16 protein-coding genes are annotated in these 18630 nt (G+C 51.1%); 11 read left to right on the forward strand and 5 right to left on the reverse strand.

The window, feature by feature from the left end:
• Positions 1-11: 11 nt before the first annotated feature.
• The 4 genes from wecB to IE117_RS03965 all read left to right on the forward strand — a co-directional run bounded on the left by wecB (position 12) and on the right by IE117_RS03965 (position 3659).
• Positions 12-1115 (forward strand): non-hydrolyzing UDP-N-acetylglucosamine 2-epimerase, encoded by a 1104-nt coding sequence (wecB, locus tag IE117_RS03950; RefSeq protein WP_189563030.1) that lies wholly within the window; start codon positions 12-14, stop codon positions 1113-1115.
• Positions 1116-1176: 61 nt separating this feature from the next.
• Positions 1177-1974 carry an FkbM family methyltransferase gene (locus IE117_RS03955; protein WP_189563031.1) on the forward strand — a complete coding sequence of 266 codons (798 nt, stop codon included), beginning with the start codon at positions 1177-1179 and terminating at the stop codon, positions 1972-1974.
• Positions 1971-2801 (forward strand): O-fucosyltransferase family protein, encoded by an 831-nt coding sequence (locus IE117_RS03960; RefSeq protein ID WP_189563032.1) that lies wholly within the window; start codon positions 1971-1973, stop codon positions 2799-2801. Before IE117_RS03955 ends, IE117_RS03960 begins: the two co-directional genes overlap by 4 nt.
• 81 nt (positions 2802-2882) lie before the next feature.
• Positions 2883-3659 (forward strand): DUF268 domain-containing protein, encoded by a 777-nt coding sequence (locus tag IE117_RS03965; RefSeq protein ID WP_189563033.1) that lies wholly within the window; start codon positions 2883-2885, stop codon positions 3657-3659.
• Between the two features lie 4 nt (positions 3660-3663).
• On the opposite strand, the gene IE117_RS03970 is transcribed toward IE117_RS03965, so the two are convergent.
• Entirely contained in the window at positions 3664-5166 is a 1503-nt protein-coding gene (locus tag IE117_RS03970) for a lipopolysaccharide biosynthesis protein (protein ID WP_189563034.1), read from the reverse strand.
• 69 nt (positions 5167-5235) lie between these two features.
• Complete coding sequence (locus IE117_RS03975; protein ID WP_189563035.1) at positions 5236-6228, reverse strand: GNAT family N-acetyltransferase; 993 nt, start codon at positions 6226-6228, stop codon at positions 5236-5238.
• A 228-nt stretch (positions 6229-6456) separates the two neighbouring features.
• Here IE117_RS03975 and IE117_RS03980 point away from each other — a divergent pair, with 228 nt between their 5' ends.
• The 5 genes from IE117_RS03980 to IE117_RS04000 all read left to right on the forward strand — a co-directional run bounded on the left by IE117_RS03980 (position 6457) and on the right by IE117_RS04000 (position 13396).
• On the forward strand, positions 6457-9357 hold the full coding sequence (locus tag IE117_RS03980) for an SdrD B-like domain-containing protein (RefSeq protein ID WP_189563036.1): 2901 nt from the start codon (positions 6457-6459) through the stop codon (positions 9355-9357).
• Between the two features lie 171 nt (positions 9358-9528).
• Positions 9529-11391, forward strand: coding sequence for a carbamoyltransferase family protein (locus IE117_RS03985; protein WP_189563037.1), 1863 nt, complete (start codon positions 9529-9531; stop codon positions 11389-11391).
• Positions 11392-11512: 121 nt separating this feature from the next.
• Positions 11513-12625 carry an SGNH/GDSL hydrolase family protein gene (locus IE117_RS03990; RefSeq protein WP_189563038.1) on the forward strand — a complete coding sequence of 371 codons (1113 nt, stop codon included), beginning with the start codon at positions 11513-11515 and terminating at the stop codon, positions 12623-12625.
• Positions 12626-12794: 169 nt separating this feature from the next.
• A complete protein-coding gene (locus IE117_RS03995) occupies positions 12795-12944 on the forward strand; it encodes a DUF5989 family protein (protein WP_189563039.1) in 150 nt (49 codons plus the stop codon).
• A gap of 71 nt (positions 12945-13015) precedes the next feature.
• Complete coding sequence (locus IE117_RS04000; protein ID WP_229580282.1) at positions 13016-13396, forward strand: SxtJ family membrane protein; 381 nt, start codon at positions 13016-13018, stop codon at positions 13394-13396.
• A gap of 3 nt (positions 13397-13399) precedes the next feature.
• On the opposite strand, the gene IE117_RS04005 is transcribed toward IE117_RS04000, so the two are convergent.
• Positions 13400-14980 carry a hypothetical protein gene (locus IE117_RS04005; RefSeq protein WP_189563040.1) on the reverse strand — a complete coding sequence of 527 codons (1581 nt, stop codon included), beginning with the start codon at positions 14978-14980 and terminating at the stop codon, positions 13400-13402.
• A complete protein-coding gene (locus IE117_RS04010) occupies positions 14970-15584 on the reverse strand; it encodes an RNA polymerase sigma factor (RefSeq protein ID WP_189563041.1) in 615 nt (204 codons plus the stop codon). The genes IE117_RS04005 and IE117_RS04010 overlap by 11 nt, the downstream gene beginning before the upstream one ends.
• Before the next feature lie 203 nt (positions 15585-15787).
• Between IE117_RS04010 and IE117_RS04015 the strand changes: the two genes are divergently transcribed.
• Together IE117_RS04015 and IE117_RS04020 are read left to right on the forward strand one after the other, a co-directional pair.
• Positions 15788-16411 carry a hypothetical protein gene (locus IE117_RS04015; RefSeq protein WP_189563042.1) on the forward strand — a complete coding sequence of 208 codons (624 nt, stop codon included), beginning with the start codon at positions 15788-15790 and terminating at the stop codon, positions 16409-16411.
• Between the two features lie 276 nt (positions 16412-16687).
• Positions 16688-17956, forward strand: coding sequence for a hypothetical protein (locus IE117_RS04020; RefSeq protein WP_189563043.1), 1269 nt, complete (start codon positions 16688-16690; stop codon positions 17954-17956).
• A 59-nt stretch (positions 17957-18015) separates the two neighbouring features.
• On the opposite strand, the gene IE117_RS04025 is transcribed toward IE117_RS04020, so the two are convergent.
• Positions 18016-18477 carry an Lrp/AsnC family transcriptional regulator gene (locus IE117_RS04025; protein WP_189563044.1) on the reverse strand — a complete coding sequence of 154 codons (462 nt, stop codon included), beginning with the start codon at positions 18475-18477 and terminating at the stop codon, positions 18016-18018.
• Between the last annotated feature and the right edge of the window lie 153 nt (positions 18478-18630).

Below are 18630 nucleotides of genomic sequence, written 5' to 3' on the forward strand. Positions count from 1 at the left end.
AAACTTAATTTTTGAAAATACTCAGCATCGTCGGGGCAAGACCCAATTTCATGAAAGTCGCTCCGTTGCACCGGGCTTTTGCGAGCCGCGAGGGGCTGGAATCTAAGATCATCCATACCGGTCAGCATTACGACGCCCGGATGTCGGACGTGTTTTTCAAGCAACTGGAACTACCCGAACCCGATTATTTTCTGGGGGTAGGTGGCGGCAGCCACACGCAGCAAACGGCCCGAACCATGCTGGCTTTCGAGTCGGTTTTGCAAGCCGAAAAACCTGATGCCGTGCTGGTAGTGGGCGATGTGAATGCCACGCTGGCCTGCGCTCTGGTAGCTGTGAAGGAGCACATACCTGTCGTCCACGTGGAGGCGGGGCTTCGCAGCGGCGACCGCCGGATGCCCGAGGAAATCAACCGCATCCTGACCGACAGCATTTCGGACTACCTTTTCGTGACTGAACAGGCGGCCCTCGACAATCTGAAAGCGGAGAACGTACCGGACGAAAAAGTATTTTTCGTAGGCAATGTCATGATCGACTCGCTGGTGCATTACCGCGAGAAAGCCCGACAGCTCCCTTTGCTCAGTGAATTGGGGTTAGAGCCTGAATCCTATGTTCTGATGACGATGCACCGCCCGGCCAATGTCGATCATGTAGCAGGCTTGAGGAGCATTCTCGACCTAATAAAAAGCACTGCCGCCTATCGCACGGTGCTGTTTCCCATTCATCCCCGCACCCGCAACAACATGGCGCAGTTTGGCTTGCAAACTGAATTGGAAGCCATTCCCAATCTGCGCTTGCTGGAACCGCAGGGCTACCTGGAATTCCTGCAACTGATGGAGAATGCTTGCCTGATCATAACCGATTCGGGCGGAATTCAGGAGGAGACCACCTGCTTGAAAGTACCCTGCCTGACCTTCCGCGACAGCACCGAACGTCCCGTGACGGTGGAGCTGGGTACTAATTTCTTGCTCGCCGACCTGGATCCGCAGACGGTTCATCGCCATGTTGTGGCTATATTGGAAGGTAAAATGAAAACGGGTACTATCCCACCCTTGTGGGATGGGCAAACCGCCGGGCGCGTTGCCGAAATTCTGGCCAGTAGTTTGCAGAAAAAGTGAATCCCTGAACATTGCCAAATCACCTTTGTCCAGCTGTAATTAACGATTATCCTGAAATATTTTGAATAAGTTTTTCAAAATCCTCAAACCTGTACTTGACCTCACTGCCCGCAAGAAAGGGTTTCAGCGGCTCTACTCGATGGTGTACCATCTGGGGCTCTACGGCATGAATTACGGCGTGAGCGGCGATATCAACAGCAACGGTGAAATGAATCTGCTACGCAGCCTGCGGGGGCGGATAAAATCTTCAAACCCCGTGCTGTTCGACGTGGGGGCCAATGTGGGTGAATACGCCAATCTTCTGGCCGATGTCTTTGGCCATGAGGCCCGGATCTATGCCTTTGAGCCTTCCACACCTACCTGGGAAGTACTTAAAACCAAACTGACCCACCCAAATATAGAAGCCGTCAACCTGGGGCTGAGCCAGGCCGTCGAAGATGTGAAGCTGTATCGCAGTCAGGAATTGTCGAGTCTGGCTTCGGTATACCCGCGACAGTTTCAGGACGAAAAACTGGACCAGTACGAAATGGTTTCGCTCACTACGCTGGATCAGTTTTGCGCGGAACGGGGAATTGCCAGCATTGATTTTCTGAAAATCGATGTGGAAGGTCACGAAATAAAAGTATTTGAAGGAGCTACTGCTATGCTCGCCCGTCGGGCGATCCGCTTTATTCAGTTTGAATTCGGCGGGACCAACATTGACTCCCGCGTTTTTCTCCGGGACTTTCTGAATTTGTTATCTCCTGACTATCGGCTGTATCGGGTGGTAACTGACGGCCTGTATCCCATAACCTACACTGAAACACTGGAGATTTTTTCCTATTCCAATTTCTTTGCCGAACTAATCACCGAAAAATGAGCAGGGCAAACCACATGACCGTGATTCCATTTGGTGGCCTTGGCAACCGGTTGCGGGTACTTAACTCGGCTTTTTTTCTGAGCCGCGATATAGGGGCCGATGTCGAATTGGTTTGGTTTGTGAAGCCTGAGTTGAATAGTGAACTCGGTGATATGTTTGCTGCTACGGGTTTCGAGTACTTTCCGATGTCGCGCTGGAAAAGGGCGCTGCTCAAACCGTTCCTGAAACATATTTACATTCAAAAATACGAAAGTACTTACCGCCGGTTTCTCCGGCTGTTTTACGATCAGGTTTATTTCGACAATGATCTGACCGTCCGATCTCCTTCCCAGCTTCGTGCCGAGATTGCCCAACACGGGCGGGTGTTGATTGCTACCTGCTACCAATTTTATGATTTTGAGAATTTTGACAATCTTGTCGTGCAGCCGCAGCTCCGGCAGCGCATCGATGCCCTGACCGCCCGCTTCGACCGCAACACCGTGGGCGTACACATCCGCCGCACCGACCACACGGCTTTGATAAAGGCCTCACCGGTCGAGCTATTCACGGACCGGATGAAACAGTTGGAAGGCGAGGATCCTGATGTGAAGTTTTTTCTGGCCACGGACGATGCCTCATTGAAAACTGCGCTCCGGGAACAGTTCGGCCAGCGCCTTATTACACAGGATATTCCGCTCAGCCGTGCTACTGCCGAAGGAATGCAGGGCGCTGTTGTGGATATTTACGCTTTATCCCAAACAAAAAAAATTATTTGCACTACCCGCAGTAGTTTTGCCCAGATGGCCGCCCTGATCGGGGCTGAGAAAGAAATCATCGAAGTCTGCTGACGTGGCCCCGGCGTTATTCATTTATATCATTTCAATCCCTGAAAAGGCCGAAAGCCAAAAGCTGACAGCCGATTGCCACCCATGAAACTCATCTATTTTGCCCTCGACTACCTTGGCATCGACCCTCGTAAGGCTTTCACCAATTTCAAGGGGCTGTTCTGGTACGTTCGGGATATTTCCGTTTTCAGGAAACAGTTTGCTACCTCTGACCAAAGTTTCAGGGTCAGGTACATCCCGGTACTTACCGACAAGTACGATTCAAGTGGTAAGGCAAGGGGGCAGTATTTCTATCAGGATCTTTATGCCGCGCACCGGATTTTTGTAGATAATCCCGTCCGGCATATCGACATTGGCTCGCGGGTGGATGGTTTTGTGGCCCACGTGGCGGCTTTTCGCAAAATAGAGGTTTTTGATATACGGCCGCTGCCGGGAAAGATCAACAACATCGAGTTTGTGCAGGCCGACCTGATGCAGTTTGACGAGCGTCTGGCCGAATGCACCGATTCACTTTCCTGCCTGCACACCATAGAGCATTTCGGATTGGGCCGCTACGGTGACCCCATCGACGTAGATGGTCACCTTAAAGGGCTCGATACAATGTATAAGCTACTCAAGCCCGGTGGTCGGTTCTACTTTTCCACCCAAATCGGCCCGCAGCGCATTGACTTCAACTCGCACCGGATTTTTTCGCTGCACTATTTGCTGGATTACTTTAAAGGAAAATACGACATCGAGCGCTTTGCCTACATCGATGATGCCGATCATTTTTTCGAGGACGCCGCTCTGACTCCTCAACTCATCGCCACCAACGCGGGTTGTAAAATGGGCTGCGGAATTTTTGTGCTGGTGAAGAGGTAAGCCGTTACCTGTTAAGGTACTTCTTGAAGGCAGAGAACCCGTTACGTACCAGCGAATTGATATCTTCCGAGACATTCATCCATAGAATCCCCGCCCCGAAGGCCGCGCCTGACAGCGCCGTTCGGTAAACGAGCGTGGCTATTCGCTCCCACAGGCTTTCACCAAGCGACGGGAGCTGAAAGCCCAGAAACAGCAAAACCGCCCCCAAAGCCAGGATCTGCAGCTGTACCCGACTGAAAGGATGAATGCGGAAAAATTTCCAGATCAGGAAAGTTCGGGTGACATTGTAGTACGTCACTGAAGCCACTGCTGCCAGGGCTGCGCCGTCGAGGCCATATAGCGGGATCAGGAAACGATTCAGCAGGAAAAGTACCAAAATGAACAGAGCGATTAACAACGAATCCAGTTTGTAATACTTGGAGTACGCCAGAATCAGGGTATTAATACCGTTGGCTAACTCAAATAGCTTACCCAGACCGATGATGATCAGGGCGTACTTTCCGGCGGCGTAGGCTGGCTTGATGAAAGTAAACAGGAGATCGATGTTGACCCAGGTCACCAACAGGATCAGGCAGCCCAGAATGAGCTGTGTCACACCACTCTTTTTATAAATGCTCGCCACCTTGCCGTAGTCTTCACTGTGCATCGCATCGAGAACGATGGCCGTGGAAGCTTTGGCGGTGATGTTGTATGAGAGCGTCATCACGCTGCCAAACAGCAGGCTGGTAGCATAAATACCAGTTTCACTCAGACCCAGAAATTCCTTGACCATGAGCTTGTCCAGTTGGGTGATCACAATAGACGAAAAACCAGTGGCCACGCTGAATAGCGAAAAACTGAGGAACTGCCGCCGGAAACCGGACTTGAAAAAAAAGCGATCGGGTGCCAGTGAAAAGTTGCCTAACTGGTAGGCGCGGAACATCATCAGCAGCGTGGGCAGGCAGATGCCGAATGCCCAGAGAAGAATAAAAACTTGAAAATCGATCAGTCCCATCGCTACCAGACAGGCTGAGAGGAAAATCAAAAAACGTTGTAGAAATTCTTTGTAAAAATTCCCGTGAGCGGTATCGTAGAGGCCCTTGGCGTAATTGTCAAAAAGGTAGAAAAGGAGTGTGGCCAGCGACAAAGGCACCATCAGGTCGAAGTACTTGCTGAATAGCAGCCGGTCCGCCTCGGCAGAACCGATGATTTGTTCTTTGAAGAGATACAATGCCAAAGTACCCGCGCCATAGCCCACCGCCGAAAAGAGCAGTCCGGTAAATAGGTAGCCCCGGTGCCTGCTTCCGGCGTCACGGAATTCTCCAAAAAACCGTGTCCCGGCTTGATTGAAGCCCAGGCTGGCAAACTGCGCCACGATCAGGGCATAAGCAAATAGCACCTGGAGCAGCCCGTTCTGTTGCGTAGTAAAAAAATTGGGAATGATCAGCGCCTGTGTAAGCATCCCAACTCCCACACCCATGTAGGAATAAAGTGTGCCGAGAATAGTCTGTCGTTTAATGACACTCATGCGATGCTGCTGAAAGCGTAACGGAGGGTACTATATGCGAACGGGCCGCAAAGGTAAGGCCCCAGGTGGTCAAACCAATACCTTGCTGTAAGTCAATTTTAGTGAAGGAAGCCCGCCCAGGTTCTCCTTGAAGCGAATCAGCGATGCCTTCTCGTTGCCTGAATGATCCAGCGACACGCCAAGGTCGATAAGTTCGATCCCTTCGTTTTGGGCGTATTCGTATAAGGCGCAATTCAGCAATACGGTCGGGCTGAAAGCACGGTAGTCGAGGTTGTCGGCTGGACAAAAGTTGTACAGAATGCGCTGATTGACCCGGATCGCGACGGTAAGGCTGACGATTTCGGCACCGTCTTTTACCACAAAGACTTTGACCTCTCCCGGTAGTTCGGTGAGCAAATTTTTCAATTGCTCGAAATCCAGCGACAGGGCGTAGCCTTGCCGCTCCCGGCTCTTGGCCAGAAAAGAATAGACTTCCCCCGGGTCGGGGTTGTCCCATCCCTCTGTCACGAAGCCGGCACGCTGGCACTTGCGTAACCGCTTTCGCTCCGAAGGGTGGATTTTGTGAATAAAAGGATCATCACCCACCGGAATATGATGGTTGATGAATGAATTCATAACCGTAAACCCCCGCTCTCTGTACACTTCCTGAAGAAAACTGGATCTAGCCTGATCATAGCCCTCTGGCGGCAACTTTATATTCAGTCGGATGAGATGTTGCTCCCGGCAGCACGTTTCGACAAACGATAGCATGTGAATCAGTGCTTCATCAGGAATTCCGGTGGCGAACTCCACTCCGCCAAATGGTGCATTGGGAAGTGAAACGGCGGTTTCGCCGTCGCTATCAGCATGGAAAAGAGCGACAATACGTTGCGTTTCGGTATCCCATAATTCTACCGAAAAAGGCCGGGAGGCGCGTTGGGTGGCAAGGTGACGGGTGGTATTATAAAGGTAAAGGTCGAATCGCGACGAAGCACTTTCGGTTTTGGTTAGCCTCAGCCTGATCTCATATGTAGCCGTCACCGGTAACCGGCTTTCCTGCGGCTGTCTTTGCTTCTCGATCATCGCCCAAAGTAAGCCAAATATCGGTTGATTTCAACGCGACGCTACCCGAATAATCCAACTCTTTCCACTTTTTGAACTTAGGAGGTTAAGAGTGTTGTTGGATATAAATATCTCATGATCAATGTTTTAATAATTGGATGTAACAAAATCTCCTTCGTGTACTACTTGAGAACAAAAAAATGGCACGGTCTTCGCAGGAACCCTACGTGAATGTAAATACTGCAACCCATGAAAATCGTTTACAAAGGCTCACGAGCGTCGAAGCTCTGTCGGGGCTTCGACGCCCAAACTACGCTTATCTGGCTATTTTTGCTCGCCTTTACTCCGGCGGCGATGGCCCAACTTAGCGGACATGTTTACCGCGATTTTAACGGTGACGGTACCCGGCAAACCTCCTTTCCAACCGAGGTCGGTATCGGCGGCGTTCAGGTAAAGGCCTACCTGGTGGATGACACCACGCCGCTCACGACAACTACCGACTCCCTGGGGCATTTCAGCTTCGCTATTGCAGGCGGGAAAAAAGTCCGGGTGGAGTTCAGCAATCTTCCCCATGAATCTTACGAAAGTATGCCCGGCCCAGAAAATGGATCTGCCGTGCAGTTCGTGACGACGCCGGTTTCTACCGTTAACCTGGGTCTGATCGACCCGTTATCCTACTGCCGCGACATTATGCCCAACCTGGTGGCTTCATGCTTCGTGGTAGGCGATCCGCTGGCGGCGGGGAGCAACTCGGGGCCACTGGCATCTATTGTTCACTTTCCGTATAGTGCCTCAGGGCAGGGGGCTGAGCCCGACTTGCTGGCCTCCAATGCTATGACGGGCACGGTGTGGGGTGGTGCGTACCGCCGGCAGGATAAAGCGCTTTTCTTTTCTGCTTTTCTGAAGCGGCACAGCGGCCTCGGCCCCCTGGGGCTAGGCGGTATCTATCGGGCCGATCTTTCGGGCGTTTCACCATCTACGGCCCCTTACCTTGATCTTGCCAGGCTGGTCAGACTCAGTAGTCCGGCCGATAGCATTTTGTTGACTAATCGCGTACTTCCAGCCGATTTTCAGATAGCCAGCCTTGACTCCGCCGCATTTGGAATGATAGGTAAAGTTGGGTTGGGAGGCATGGCACTCACGCCGGATGAAAATTTTCTGTGGGTGATTAATTTATTCCAGAAAACGCTGGTACGTATTCCCCTCACGAAGCCTGCCGGGCAGTTGACAGCTTCTGATATTAAATCCTATGTACTGCCAAATCCCGGGTGTGTGAACGGACAAGCCCGACCCTGGGCGCTGGAATACCACGAAGGATCGCTTTATGTGGGCATGACCTGCGACGCAGGTGACCCGGGTGCCACCCGCGACAATCTGCGTGCTTATGTATATCGCTACGATTTGAAGACCGGTCAGTTCATTAGTACCCCTGTCATAAGCGAATCACTCAACTACCGCAAAGGCTGGGTACATTCGGGAGTGCCGCAAAGTGAGTACTGGGAGCCCTGGGCCGATGATTTTGCGGATCTCACCACTTCACTGCTCACCATGGAAGGGGTAACGCCCATTTACCGCGTTTCGCGTCCGCAACCGATTCTGTCTGACATCGAATTCGACACCGACGGATCGCTCATCCTCGGGCTGATGGACCGCACGGGCCACCAAACCAGCCGCAACCAAATGAGTATCCCTTCCAGCCCCGCTCGTTTCAGCGGGTACATCGGAGGCGATATTCTGCGGGCCCAGGCTTACGCCGACGGCACGTATAAACTGGAGCAAAATGGCAAGTCGGGCCTGCGCGTGGGAAAGGGAGCAGGTAACAACGAAGGGCCGGGCGGTGGCGAGTTTTACGGGGACGATTTTTACAAGGATGTATTCTCGGGAGAAATCATCCAGCAGGAGACCTTCATGGGGTCTATGCTGGTGGTGCCGGGCAACGACGAGGTGGTTGCATCAGTGATAGAGCCGTTCACGGCCTGGACGGGTGGGGTGTCATGGTTCAGTAATTTAAGCGGCAACAGGATGAAGGCCTTCGAGATCTATAACGGCGACGCCAACCAACAGTACGTTGGCAAAGCCAATGGCCTGGGCAGCATCCGTGCCCTTTGCGAGGCTGCCCCGATCCTGATCGGCAACCGCATTTGGGTGGATGCCAACAGGAACGGCCTGCAAGATCCGGGTGAAGCCCCGCTGGCGGGCGTATCGGTGGGCCTGTATGACGAAAATGGCGGGTTGGTTAGTGTGACTACGAGTAAGGGAGACGGTACCTATTTGTTCGGGGGTACTTCGGTTCAGCCCAATTCCTCCTATTACATCGTACTGGGTGCTAATGGCAGCCTCCCGCAGTTTGACAAAAATCAAGCGGTACTTTTGGTTAACAACAATGCGTATCGGCTAATTGCCAGCGCCCAGCCTAACACTCAGAAAATAGAAGAAAACCAGATTGCCAACCGCGCCCGAATCGCCGATGCCAATGTTCCCGTCAATTTGCAGGGCTTTCCCTACATGGCGGTAAAAACGGGTGCCCCAGGTCAAAACCAAATGCAGTTCGATGCGGCATTTGAAGACTGTTGGGTGGATGCAGGACGGGATACGTCGGTGTGCGCGGGAATCGATTCCCTGAGATTGGCCGTTGCCACGACGGGGCAGACCTGGACAGCCGCAGCGGGTAACCCATCGCCTGCTACCATCGACCAGTCCGGACTGGTGAAGGGGTTGGCTGGTGCAGGTACCTATGCGTTTGTCATGTCCCAAAACCAAACCTGCAGCGATACGGTGCTGGTAACGGTAAAGCCCGCCCCCGACGTTCAGGCTATCATTGAAAGCGTGACCTGCAACAGCCAGCAGGCAAACAGTGACGGCCAGATTCTACTGACCGGATATAAGGCCCAGGAAAAATTTAATGTCAGTGTGGGCGCATCGGCTTCCAACTTTGTGTTCGATACGCCGCAACCCATTCCAGCCAGCGGCGCAATCCTCAGCGATTTGAGCAATCCTATGGCGGCAAGCCAGGCCTATCTGGTGAGGGTTTACAACGACTCAGGCTGTACGCAGGACATTAAGTTGACCCTAATGCAACGCGATTGCCAATGCGGTGATACCAAAACCTTATGTATTCCCATGACGGCGAAGCGCATCAAAATACAATAGAAGTGGATACTTTTCTGGGAAAAGCCGCCTGCCGTTCAGGGGGCTTTTTGCATTATATTAAGTTTGTGGTTTTCATCAGCCATTTGATGTTACCCTAGTAATGCCTAGTTTTGCCCGCGATTTGCTAAAAACTCAAATCGACAAATCAACAGATTAACAAATAAATAACCCTTGAAGATACTGGGAATTTCAGCCTTCTACCACGATTCGGCAGCGGCTTTGATCGATGATGGTGTGATTGTGGCAGCTGCGCAGGAAGAGCGCTTTACTCGTAAAAAGCACGATCCTGGCTTTCCGGCCAATGCCGTACAGTTCTGCCTGGAATACGGCGGCGTGACTCTTAACCAGCTGGATGCTATCGTTTTTTACGACAAGCCACTGCTGAAATTCGAGCGTTTGCTGGAAACGTACTACGCCTTTGCGCCAAGAGGAATCCGCTCCTTCATTACGGCAATGCCCGTGTGGATTAAGGAAAAGATGTTTCTGAAAAGACTCATTAAGGAGGAACTGGTGAAACTGGGTTACGATAAGAAAAAGCCTGTCAAGATGCTTTTTCCTGAACACCACCTGTCGCATGCTGCCTCTGCTTTTTATCCCTCACCTTACGAGAAAGCCGCAATCCTGACTATCGATGGGGTGGGCGAGTGGGCTACCGCTTCCATTTGCCTTGGCGAAGGCAAGGATATTACCATTTTAAAAGAACTTCGCTTCCCGCATTCGCTGGGGCTTCTGTACTCTGCTTTTACCTATTTTCTTGGCTTTAGGGTCAACTCGGGTGAATACAAACTGATGGGGCTTGCTCCCTACGGCAACCCCACTTCCCCGGATGTGGAACGTTATGTAGATGTTATTCTTAAGGAGCTCATCGAGCTTAAGGAAGATGGTTCCGTTTGGCTCAACCAAAAGTACTTCGACTACGCCACGGGCCTGAAAATGGTGGACGAAGCTGCCTGGGAAAATCTTTTTGGTTTCAAGAAGCGCAATCCCGAGGATTCGCTGGAAGCCGAACACTGCAACCTCGGCCTTGCCATTCAACGGGTAACAGAAGAGGCTGTAATCCGGATGGGACGCGAAGCGAAACGCCTTACTGGTGCAGACTACCTGTGCATGGCGGGCGGCGTGGCGCTCAACTGTGTGTCCAACGGCAAGATTCAGAAAGCAGGAATTTTCAAAGACGTGTTCATTCAGCCCGCCGCTGGCGACGCGGGCGGCGCGTTGGGCGCGGCGCAAGCCGCGTACCATATTTTCTTCGGTCAGGAGCGGAAAGTTACCTGGAAAAACGACAACATGCGCGGCTCTTACCTCGGTCCGACCTTCTCGGATCTGGACGTAGAGCTGACCGCAAAAAAGTACAATGCCACCTACACGCATTTTGAAGATTTCAAAGAGTTGAGCCGGGAAGTAGCGAAACTTCTGGCCGACGGCAACGTGGTCGGTTGGGTGCAGGGCCGCATGGAATTTGGCCCGCGCGCATTGGGTGGCCGCAGCATTCTGGGCGACCCGCGCAACTCTGAGATGCAGAAGAAGCTCAACCTGAAAATCAAGTACCGGGAGTCGTTCCGACCCTTCGCGCCTTCGGTATTGGCCGAAAACGTCGGAGAGTATTTCGACTACGACGGTATTTCACCTTACATGCTGCTGGTGCATCCTGTGGCCGAGGAGCGGCGTAACCCACTTCCGGCGGGTTATGATTCAATGGATCTGCGTAACAAACTGTACTTTGAGCGGTCAGATCTGCCTTCGATCACGCACATCGACTATTCGGCCCGGATTCAGACGGTCCATAAGGAAACCAACCCGCGCTATTGGGAGCTTATCAATGCATTCAAGGAACTGACCGGCTACGCTGTGGTCGTGAACACGAGCTTCAACGTACGCGGCGAACCCATCGTTTCTACGCCCAACGACTCCTACCGCTGCTTCATGCGCACCGAAATGGACTACCTTGTAGTGGGTAACTACCTTTTCGACAAGCGGCAGCAGCCCGAATGGCAGGAGAAAGACAACTGGCAGGAAGAGTTTGTGCTTGATTAATTTCAATTTTAAATGAGTGACCGGGCCGCCGGAGCGATGATAGAATGATAGAATGAATTGAGTAGTCGGGCGCAAGCAATATTCATTCATTCTATCATTCTATCATTCAAAATTGTCCACCATGTCAAAAGCCATAACCAGCATCATTCGCCTCGCTTTGCTCGCGGTACTCTTCGTGTTTCTTTTCTATCCCGACAAGTTTCACGTTACTTTCGGCTATCCGGGTTTTCCGCAGAGTGACAGCTTTTACATTCGGCTGACCAAGACAATGTTTTGGCTGCTGTTTGTGATCGAGATTTTACGGATATTTTATTACGGAGTCGTCAAGTCGAAGGCCAAAGGCTTGGTAGCCAATGTCGTCACGCTGATTGTACCACTGGTAGTGGTACTTATATTTCTGGAAATAATCTTCATGTACATTCCCCAAAGCCATGAGGGGGTATTGTCGAAGGCATCCCAAATCTGGTGGGAAAAGTACTGGAACCCCGTCAACGCGCAGGGCTACCGGGATAAGGAAATCGAAGCGGGCACGAACAAGACGAAAGTACTGGTCATCGGCGATTCATTTGCCGCCGGACACGGACTGGAAAGCCTGGACGACCGCTTTTCCGATCAGCTGGAAAACAAGTTGGGGAAGGATAAGTACGTGGTTTATAACCTCGGTGTGTCGGGTTCCGATACCCGTGACGAAGCACGGCGGTTGATGGAATTCCCGGTGAAGCCTGATGTAATCGTCCTGCAATATTTTCCCAATGACATTGAAAAAGCCGCGCGCGAAAATGGCCAAACCCTCACGGGGGCCGAGCCTTACAACGATCTGCACGGCCCTTGGGCTACGCTGGTGAAGCGGTTTTATTTGCCTAATTTTGTCTATTGGCAACTACCCCACGCCTCGTTCAGTACCTTCGAAGATTTCGTTCAAAAGTCATATACAGATTCAACGGTGCTGAATGCGCATTTTCGGGATTTGAACCAAATGCTGGCTTATCGTGACAGCACCAAAGCCAAAATGTACGCCGTCTTTGTTCCGTTTCTATTCCAACTGGACAAAAGCGCAAAGTACACCCGGCCCGTGGAGGATTACCTGAAAGTACACGGAGTGAAAGTGGTCACTCTAACGGACGGTATCAGGAAAATAGAAGACAAAGCTCGGGTCGTCGGCAAGAACGATGGGCACGCCGGTGCTGCCGTGAATGCATTGATGGCAGAGCGGGTGTATGGAGTTATGAAATAAGAGTAAGAGCGGTGTCACGCAGAGGGAAGTAAAATACAACGAGTACACCCTTTTTGATCTTGATAAGGGAATAGATCGAAAATGGTGTTTGGTTTGTGACCCGCTCAATAATTATATGGTCAAACGCCACGATGGCGTACCATTTCAACAGTTCAACAAATAGATACTAATGGATTTTTTAAATGACCTGTTCTCCTTTATGAAGGAGCGTAAAAAGTGGTGGCTGGCACCAGTCATCATCGTGCTATTGCTCATCGGCGTTCTGATCGTCATTGGTGGCGGCTCGGCCGTGGCTCCGTTCATCTATACCTTATTTTAATTGTGAACGAGAGAATGAGTCAATAAAAAAACTCCTCATTCTCTCGTTCTTTCCTTTTCTCTCCTTCAAAATTGAACAACAACATAACTGAAGCCGACAGGGCCAAAGCGCAGCTCGTCATCGTGACCGGGCTGGTCGTGATTTACTTTATTTTCAAATCCAGGTACCCATGGATGCTCTACGCGGCGGCAGTCATTGGTGTGCTGTCCATCGCCATTCCAATCGTGGGCGAATGGATTGTGAAAGGCTGGTTCAAGATTGCCGAAATCCTGGGAGCGATCAACGGGCGGATTCTGCTGTCGATCGTATTTTTTGTGATCCTGTTCCCGATCGCACTTCTGTCGCGGATGGGCCGGAAAAATCCTCTCTCACTGCGCAGCGAGAACAAGGACTCGGCGTTTTCGGAGCGCAACCACCTGTACACCGCCAAGGACCTGGATCAGGTCTGGTAGATCCTACTTTTTCTTGTCAGCCCTGAACTCGTAAAGTACCTTTACCTGAAGCCCCACATCTGTGCGGTTGTCAAGGAATGGGAAGGTTTTGAAGCGGGTAGTCAGAAAAGAGCTAAGCTGTAATACGATTGGGCTCCAGCGCTTTTCAACCCCTACCAGCGCATTCACGTTGTTGATTAGGGGAAAAGCTATAGTCCGCTCTTTACTCTCTTGCCCGTAGTCTTTGGAAGGTCGTTTAAAGTCGAAAGACAGTGTTTGCCTGGCTTTGAGGTTTACATTGGTGCCCGCTCCTATAAAGTAGGAAAGGTCCCGGCCGATTTCATTCCGGTAGGTTAGGTTGAGCGGAATTCTGACCACCCTGGTACTGGTACTAATGTTGAAAATGTCAAAGCTTGGGGGTAGTTTATCGGCGTGATCTCTCCGGAAATCCGTCCGCATCTTTTGATCGAAAATTTTTACATCGAAAAACTTTTGGTCTTCCAGTTTCTGCCAGCTTACTCCTGCCTGAACTGCCCAGTGATCCCCAAACAATACTTCATTCCATAGGGAAAATGCTCTGGTGTGACCTTCCCACTGCTGTCCTGCGCCAACGCGGAAGGGTAGATTCAGCCCGAATTCAGGAAGCAGACTTTCCTCCTTCGTTATTTTTTCGGCACTTTCGGCCACAACTGGTTTTGGTTGCGCGGCTCTGCTTTCTGATATTTTTTCTGACTTTGCCACTACTGGAGCATCCCGCTTCCGGGCAGCTCTGGGAATCCTATTCACAAGGCGACGGTAGGCCGCCTTACCCACCTCGGGTAGCGAAGGCGCGGGTAAAGGATGAACATCATTTAAAACCAGCCGCTCCTGCGTCGGTGCTTCGATGGGTATAGGTGTTTTATCTACCGAAACAGGATCAGCAGAGGTCTCGTCCGATCTGAGTTTCCGGTCTTCAGATTGCGACGCGTTGATGTCTCTTGCTATTGCTGGAGAATCCTGTCCGGGTTGAAAAAGGTCTTCGGTAGGTGCTGGGGACAAATCTTTAATTGCTCGCTCCTTCCTGCTGTTTCCTTCGTTATTTGCCGGATTCTCTGATTTTTTAGTTTCGTGTTCATCCCGATTTTTGCCGCTTTCAAAAGCTACACTCCCGGATGGTTCGGTCTGACCGGGCTGCGTAGTGCTGTTTTCGTATCGGGGACGATCACGGTACACTACCCGTGGTTCGATAACATAAACTGTGTCAGAATGAACTACGGCACGTTCGCCTCCGGCGAATTGACCGCGCGGCATCGATCCCGCCTCAACGGAATCAATGCCTGCACCTGATTGGCCAGCCGGGGCCCCGGCCACGATTTGCTCCCGCAGCTCCCTCATTTCCTGCAATAACGCATCGTTCTGCCGCGACTGATTAAGGTAAAGTAATGCTACCGTGGCAGTCGTAAGTACTGCCACCGCGTAGCCAAGCCAATGCCCGTAAGTCTGCCAGAAAGAAGGCGCAGCGTGCTGCTGAAAGGATTGGAACTTATCCCAGTCCTGCTCTTGAAAGTCGGGTTTCAGGCTTTCGAGTTTCCGGCGTAAAATTTCTTCAAATTTTTTAGTTTTCATTTTGTTTATATGACTTCATCTCCCAGTCGGTCGGGAAAAGGTCGGGATAGTACTGCTTGATCAAGTGCTGCAACCGGGCGCGGGCGCGGGCATAGTGTGAGCGTACTGTGGCCTCGTTGATGGTCAGCATCTCCGAAATCTCACGGTGGCCGTAGCCATCCACCGCATACATCATAAATACGTTCCGGTAGTCGGGCCTCAATTGCTGCACGAGTTCCAGAATTTCGTCTGCTGTTATGTTTTCCAGAATGTTATCATCAAAACGGGCTACGGGCGCATCTTCCAGCGTGACGGTATCTCGTTGTTTTTTATGGTGCTTCCGGTAGTGGCTAATGGCAGTATTGACTACTACGGTGCGCAACCAGGGTTTGAATGGCTGCTTCTCATCATATTTCGACAAATTCTGGAATACCTTTAAAAAAGCCTCGTTCAGCACGTCTTCCGATTCTTCCGGGGAGGAAGCGTACCGCAGGCATATACTCTTGACATAACCAAAATGCTGTTGGAACAGCACCCGCTGAGCCTGAGCGCTTCCTTCCCGGCACGCTTTCAGCACGCTTTCGAGGTCACTCTCGATGAAAGGGGTATTTTTTCGGAATAGCAAGGCGGTTGAAGTAGAAAGTGTGCTTTCAATTATACAGAGTACGTCCTGAAAGGCAGATTTGTGGCACTGGGTCAGAGTTAATTTTTTGAAAATAGTTTTTCAGGGAGCACTGCCACAAACCAAAATTCAGATGCGTACTGTTTTTTGAACCCGGATTCACAAACAGATCAAATTACCTGAATTTTTCACAAAACATTTCTTGTATGAAAACCAACGTTTTTTTAGTTGTTGCTTTCCTGTGCGCTTTGACAATGAGCTGCCAGAAAGATACATTGGACCCAACTGCTAACACGGACTTTGCCAGTGTAGTGTTGTCGGCGGCCCGTTACTCAGTCGAGGCGGACTCAACCACCAGGATGCACTGCAAAGGCAAACTGACCGAACTGGCCGAAGCTGATATTCCGGCTGCCGTTTCGGCCTACATCGCCACAAATTACGACGGGGCTACGTTGAAATTTGCGGGAGCAGATGCGTCGGGTAACGTCGTGGTGGGGTTGACCCTCGCCGACGGGACTCACAAGGGACTGATATTCGATAGCACAGGTGCCTTTGTTAAAGAGCTCTCGCACTACAGCAAACGCGCCAAGCTTACCGAGGTAGCGGTCGCCGACCTGCCCGCCAGCGTGAGCGCCTATGTAGTTGCCAATTATGCCGGTGCCGAAATCAAACGGGCCGGAACCAACGGGGCGGGCGAATATTTTGTAATGCTGTCTACAGCCGATAAGCCCGTCGTGTTGCTTTTCAATGCTGATGGAACGTTCGGTAAGGCGCTGGAAAAGACCAAAGGGCACGGGAACAAGCGATTTGGCCCGGGAGGGCATAAGTAAAATAAGAAACAGTCATTTATCTAGTAAGGCGGAGTGAGTAGACAGGGCAGCCCGGTTTTGGGCTGCCCTGTTTTTTATTAAAAGTATTTCGGTTTCAAAAAAAATATCGTTTCTTGTATCCCAATTACTTATTTGAATAGTGAATTTGGCAAGATGCGGAAAGTAATGAGTACCCGATCCGGCAGCGGATGTCAGAAATGTTCTTTTTTATTTCTGTTAATTTTTTTCTCTCAGGGCCTTTCTGCTCAAATCTCCATTGATTTTCCTACCACAAGAATGGTTTTGCAGCGCGACAACGCGGGACAGACCAATGTTTTCGTGCGGGGACAATGCCCGGCCGACCTGGATCGTGTGGAAGCGCGACTAGTCGCCAGAACGGCCGGCCAGGGAACTACCACTACTTGGCAAACCGTAGAAGAAACACCCATCTCAGGGTTTTATTCGGGTACGGTTGCGGGTGCGGGTGGCTGGTACGACTTGCAGGTAAGGGGTGTGCTGAACGGGCAGCCTGCGGCCACAGTAACTACCTTGCTCCGTATCGGCATCGGGGAAGTGTTCCTGATTGTGGGGCACTCCAACGCCCAGGGTGGGGCCAGCCCGTCCCTGGGCAGCCAGGACGACCGCGTGAGTAGTGCCCAGTTTCTTAACAAACAACAGTGGAACGATTATGACCGTACGGCAGATGTCGCCTACCTGCCTTTCAAATACGGCCACCTCAACGACACCATCGCCCCCTTCCACAATATTCCCTGGTTTTGGGGGCAGTTGGGTGACTCCCTTGCCAATCGGCTCAATGTTCCGATTTTGTTTTACGGTGCAGCCTTCGGTGGCTCCAACATGCTGCAGACTTATAATGCCGCTTACAATATTCCTTTCACGCATGGATTTATAAAGTACTCCATACGGATGCCCTACGTGAATATTCGCAACACCCTGACGCACTATGCTCCTGTTACCGGGCTTCGTGGTATTCTGTCCGGTCATGGTGTCAATGATGGCGGGAGCAGCACAGCTGAATTCAAGTTTCATTCCGAGCAGGTTGTGGCCAAAACCAGAGAAGAAGCAAACCTAAGTAACTTTCCCTGGATGGTGGCGAGGTCTGCCTGGAATAATGGGCCAATCAACCATATACTGGCTGCTCAGAATGTACTTATCTCCCAGGATCCCCAGACATATGAAGGACCCAGCCTCAACCAGATTGAAAACTGGGGCCGCACAGATAACCTTCATTTCAACGAAATAGGGCAGGTGGAAGCTGCCCGCCTTTGGGCAAATGCCATTGTCGGCAGTCCGTTTCTTAGCCAAACTACCTTCATTACACCTAAGCCCCAAGCTGATGGGCTGCCACCCGTGAGCCTGTTGTCCGGTACCTGGGGGACGACCGCCAGCTGGCGAAACGCCAATTCTCCACAGCCAATCCAAAAGGTGTATATCAAGACGCCCCACACCATCGAAATCAGCACTCCCCAAACCGCGAAAAGCCTTTTTTTGTCAGGCAACATCAATTTTACCGGCAACGGGCAGTTGCAATTGACGGGGAATTAAGTTTAAAGTGGCACAAAGTTTTGGCAAGAGCTGGTTGGCGTTGGCTCCCTCATTGCCTGCTACACCTCTATCACCGAATTATTCTTGATTTCCCCCATCACAAACAGGCTATGGGTGCTGCCGATATTTTCCAATGAGCCCAGTTTCTGCATCAGGAATTGCTGGTACTCCGGCATATCGTTGACCAGAATTTTCATCTGAAAATCGTAATCACCAGAAATATTATGGCATTCCAGAACTTCGGGAATAGCCATGATGGCCTCCACAAATTTCTCGCCCATTGCCAGTGAGTGCTCTTTCAGGGCGATCTGGCAAAAAACCATCAGCTTCTTGCCCACCTTCTCCCGGTCGATCAAGGCTACGTATTTCTTGATCACGCCCTCTCTTTCCAACCGACGCACCCGCTCATACACGGGCGTGTAGGAAAGGTGAAGTCGCTCGGACAATTCTCTGGTTTTCAGGGTGGAGTCTTCTTGTAGATAACGTAGTATTGCGCGGTCCGTATCGTCCAGAATATGCATTTATTTCGCGGGTAGTTGAAAATAGGAAATCGAAAGTCGCTGTACCTTTAACATTTCCATGTTAAGGATCGGGGAAAAATATGTAGATAAACTTTGGTCAATAATCTACCTGGAATTTAATTATCAGGTGTTCTATCTGTAATAGTTATTGAT

The sequence above is a fragment of the Persicitalea jodogahamensis genome, assembly GCF_014651615.1.
Taxonomy (GTDB): Bacteria; Bacteroidota; Bacteroidia; order Cytophagales; family Spirosomataceae; genus Persicitalea; species Persicitalea jodogahamensis.

Coding starts and splice junctions, on each gene's coding strand:
- IE117_RS03995 (WP_189563039.1), top strand. CDS start 12,795: ATGGATTTTTTAAATGACCTGTTCTCCTTTATGAAGGAGCGTAAAAAG.
- IE117_RS03960 (WP_189563032.1), top strand. CDS start 1,971: ATGAGCAGGGCAAACCACATGACCGTGATTCCATTTGGTGGCCTTGGC.
- IE117_RS04015 (WP_189563042.1), top strand. CDS start 15,788: ATGAAAACCAACGTTTTTTTAGTTGTTGCTTTCCTGTGCGCTTTGACA.
- IE117_RS04020 (WP_189563043.1), top strand. CDS start 16,688: ATGGTTTTGCAGCGCGACAACGCGGGACAGACCAATGTTTTCGTGCGG.
- IE117_RS03970 (WP_189563034.1), bottom strand. CDS start 5,166: ATGAGTGTCATTAAACGACAGACTATTCTCGGCACACTTTATTCCTAC.
- IE117_RS03965 (WP_189563033.1), top strand. CDS start 2,883: ATGAAACTCATCTATTTTGCCCTCGACTACCTTGGCATCGACCCTCGT.
- IE117_RS03975 (WP_189563035.1), bottom strand. CDS start 6,228: ATGATCGAGAAGCAAAGACAGCCGCAGGAAAGCCGGTTACCGGTGACG.
- IE117_RS03990 (WP_189563038.1), top strand. CDS start 11,513: ATGTCAAAAGCCATAACCAGCATCATTCGCCTCGCTTTGCTCGCGGTA.
- IE117_RS04005 (WP_189563040.1), bottom strand. CDS start 14,980: ATGAAAACTAAAAAATTTGAAGAAATTTTACGCCGGAAACTCGAAAGC.
- IE117_RS04025 (WP_189563044.1), bottom strand. CDS start 18,477: ATGCATATTCTGGACGATACGGACCGCGCAATACTACGTTATCTACAA.
- IE117_RS03980 (WP_189563036.1), top strand. CDS start 6,457: ATGAAAATCGTTTACAAAGGCTCACGAGCGTCGAAGCTCTGTCGGGGC.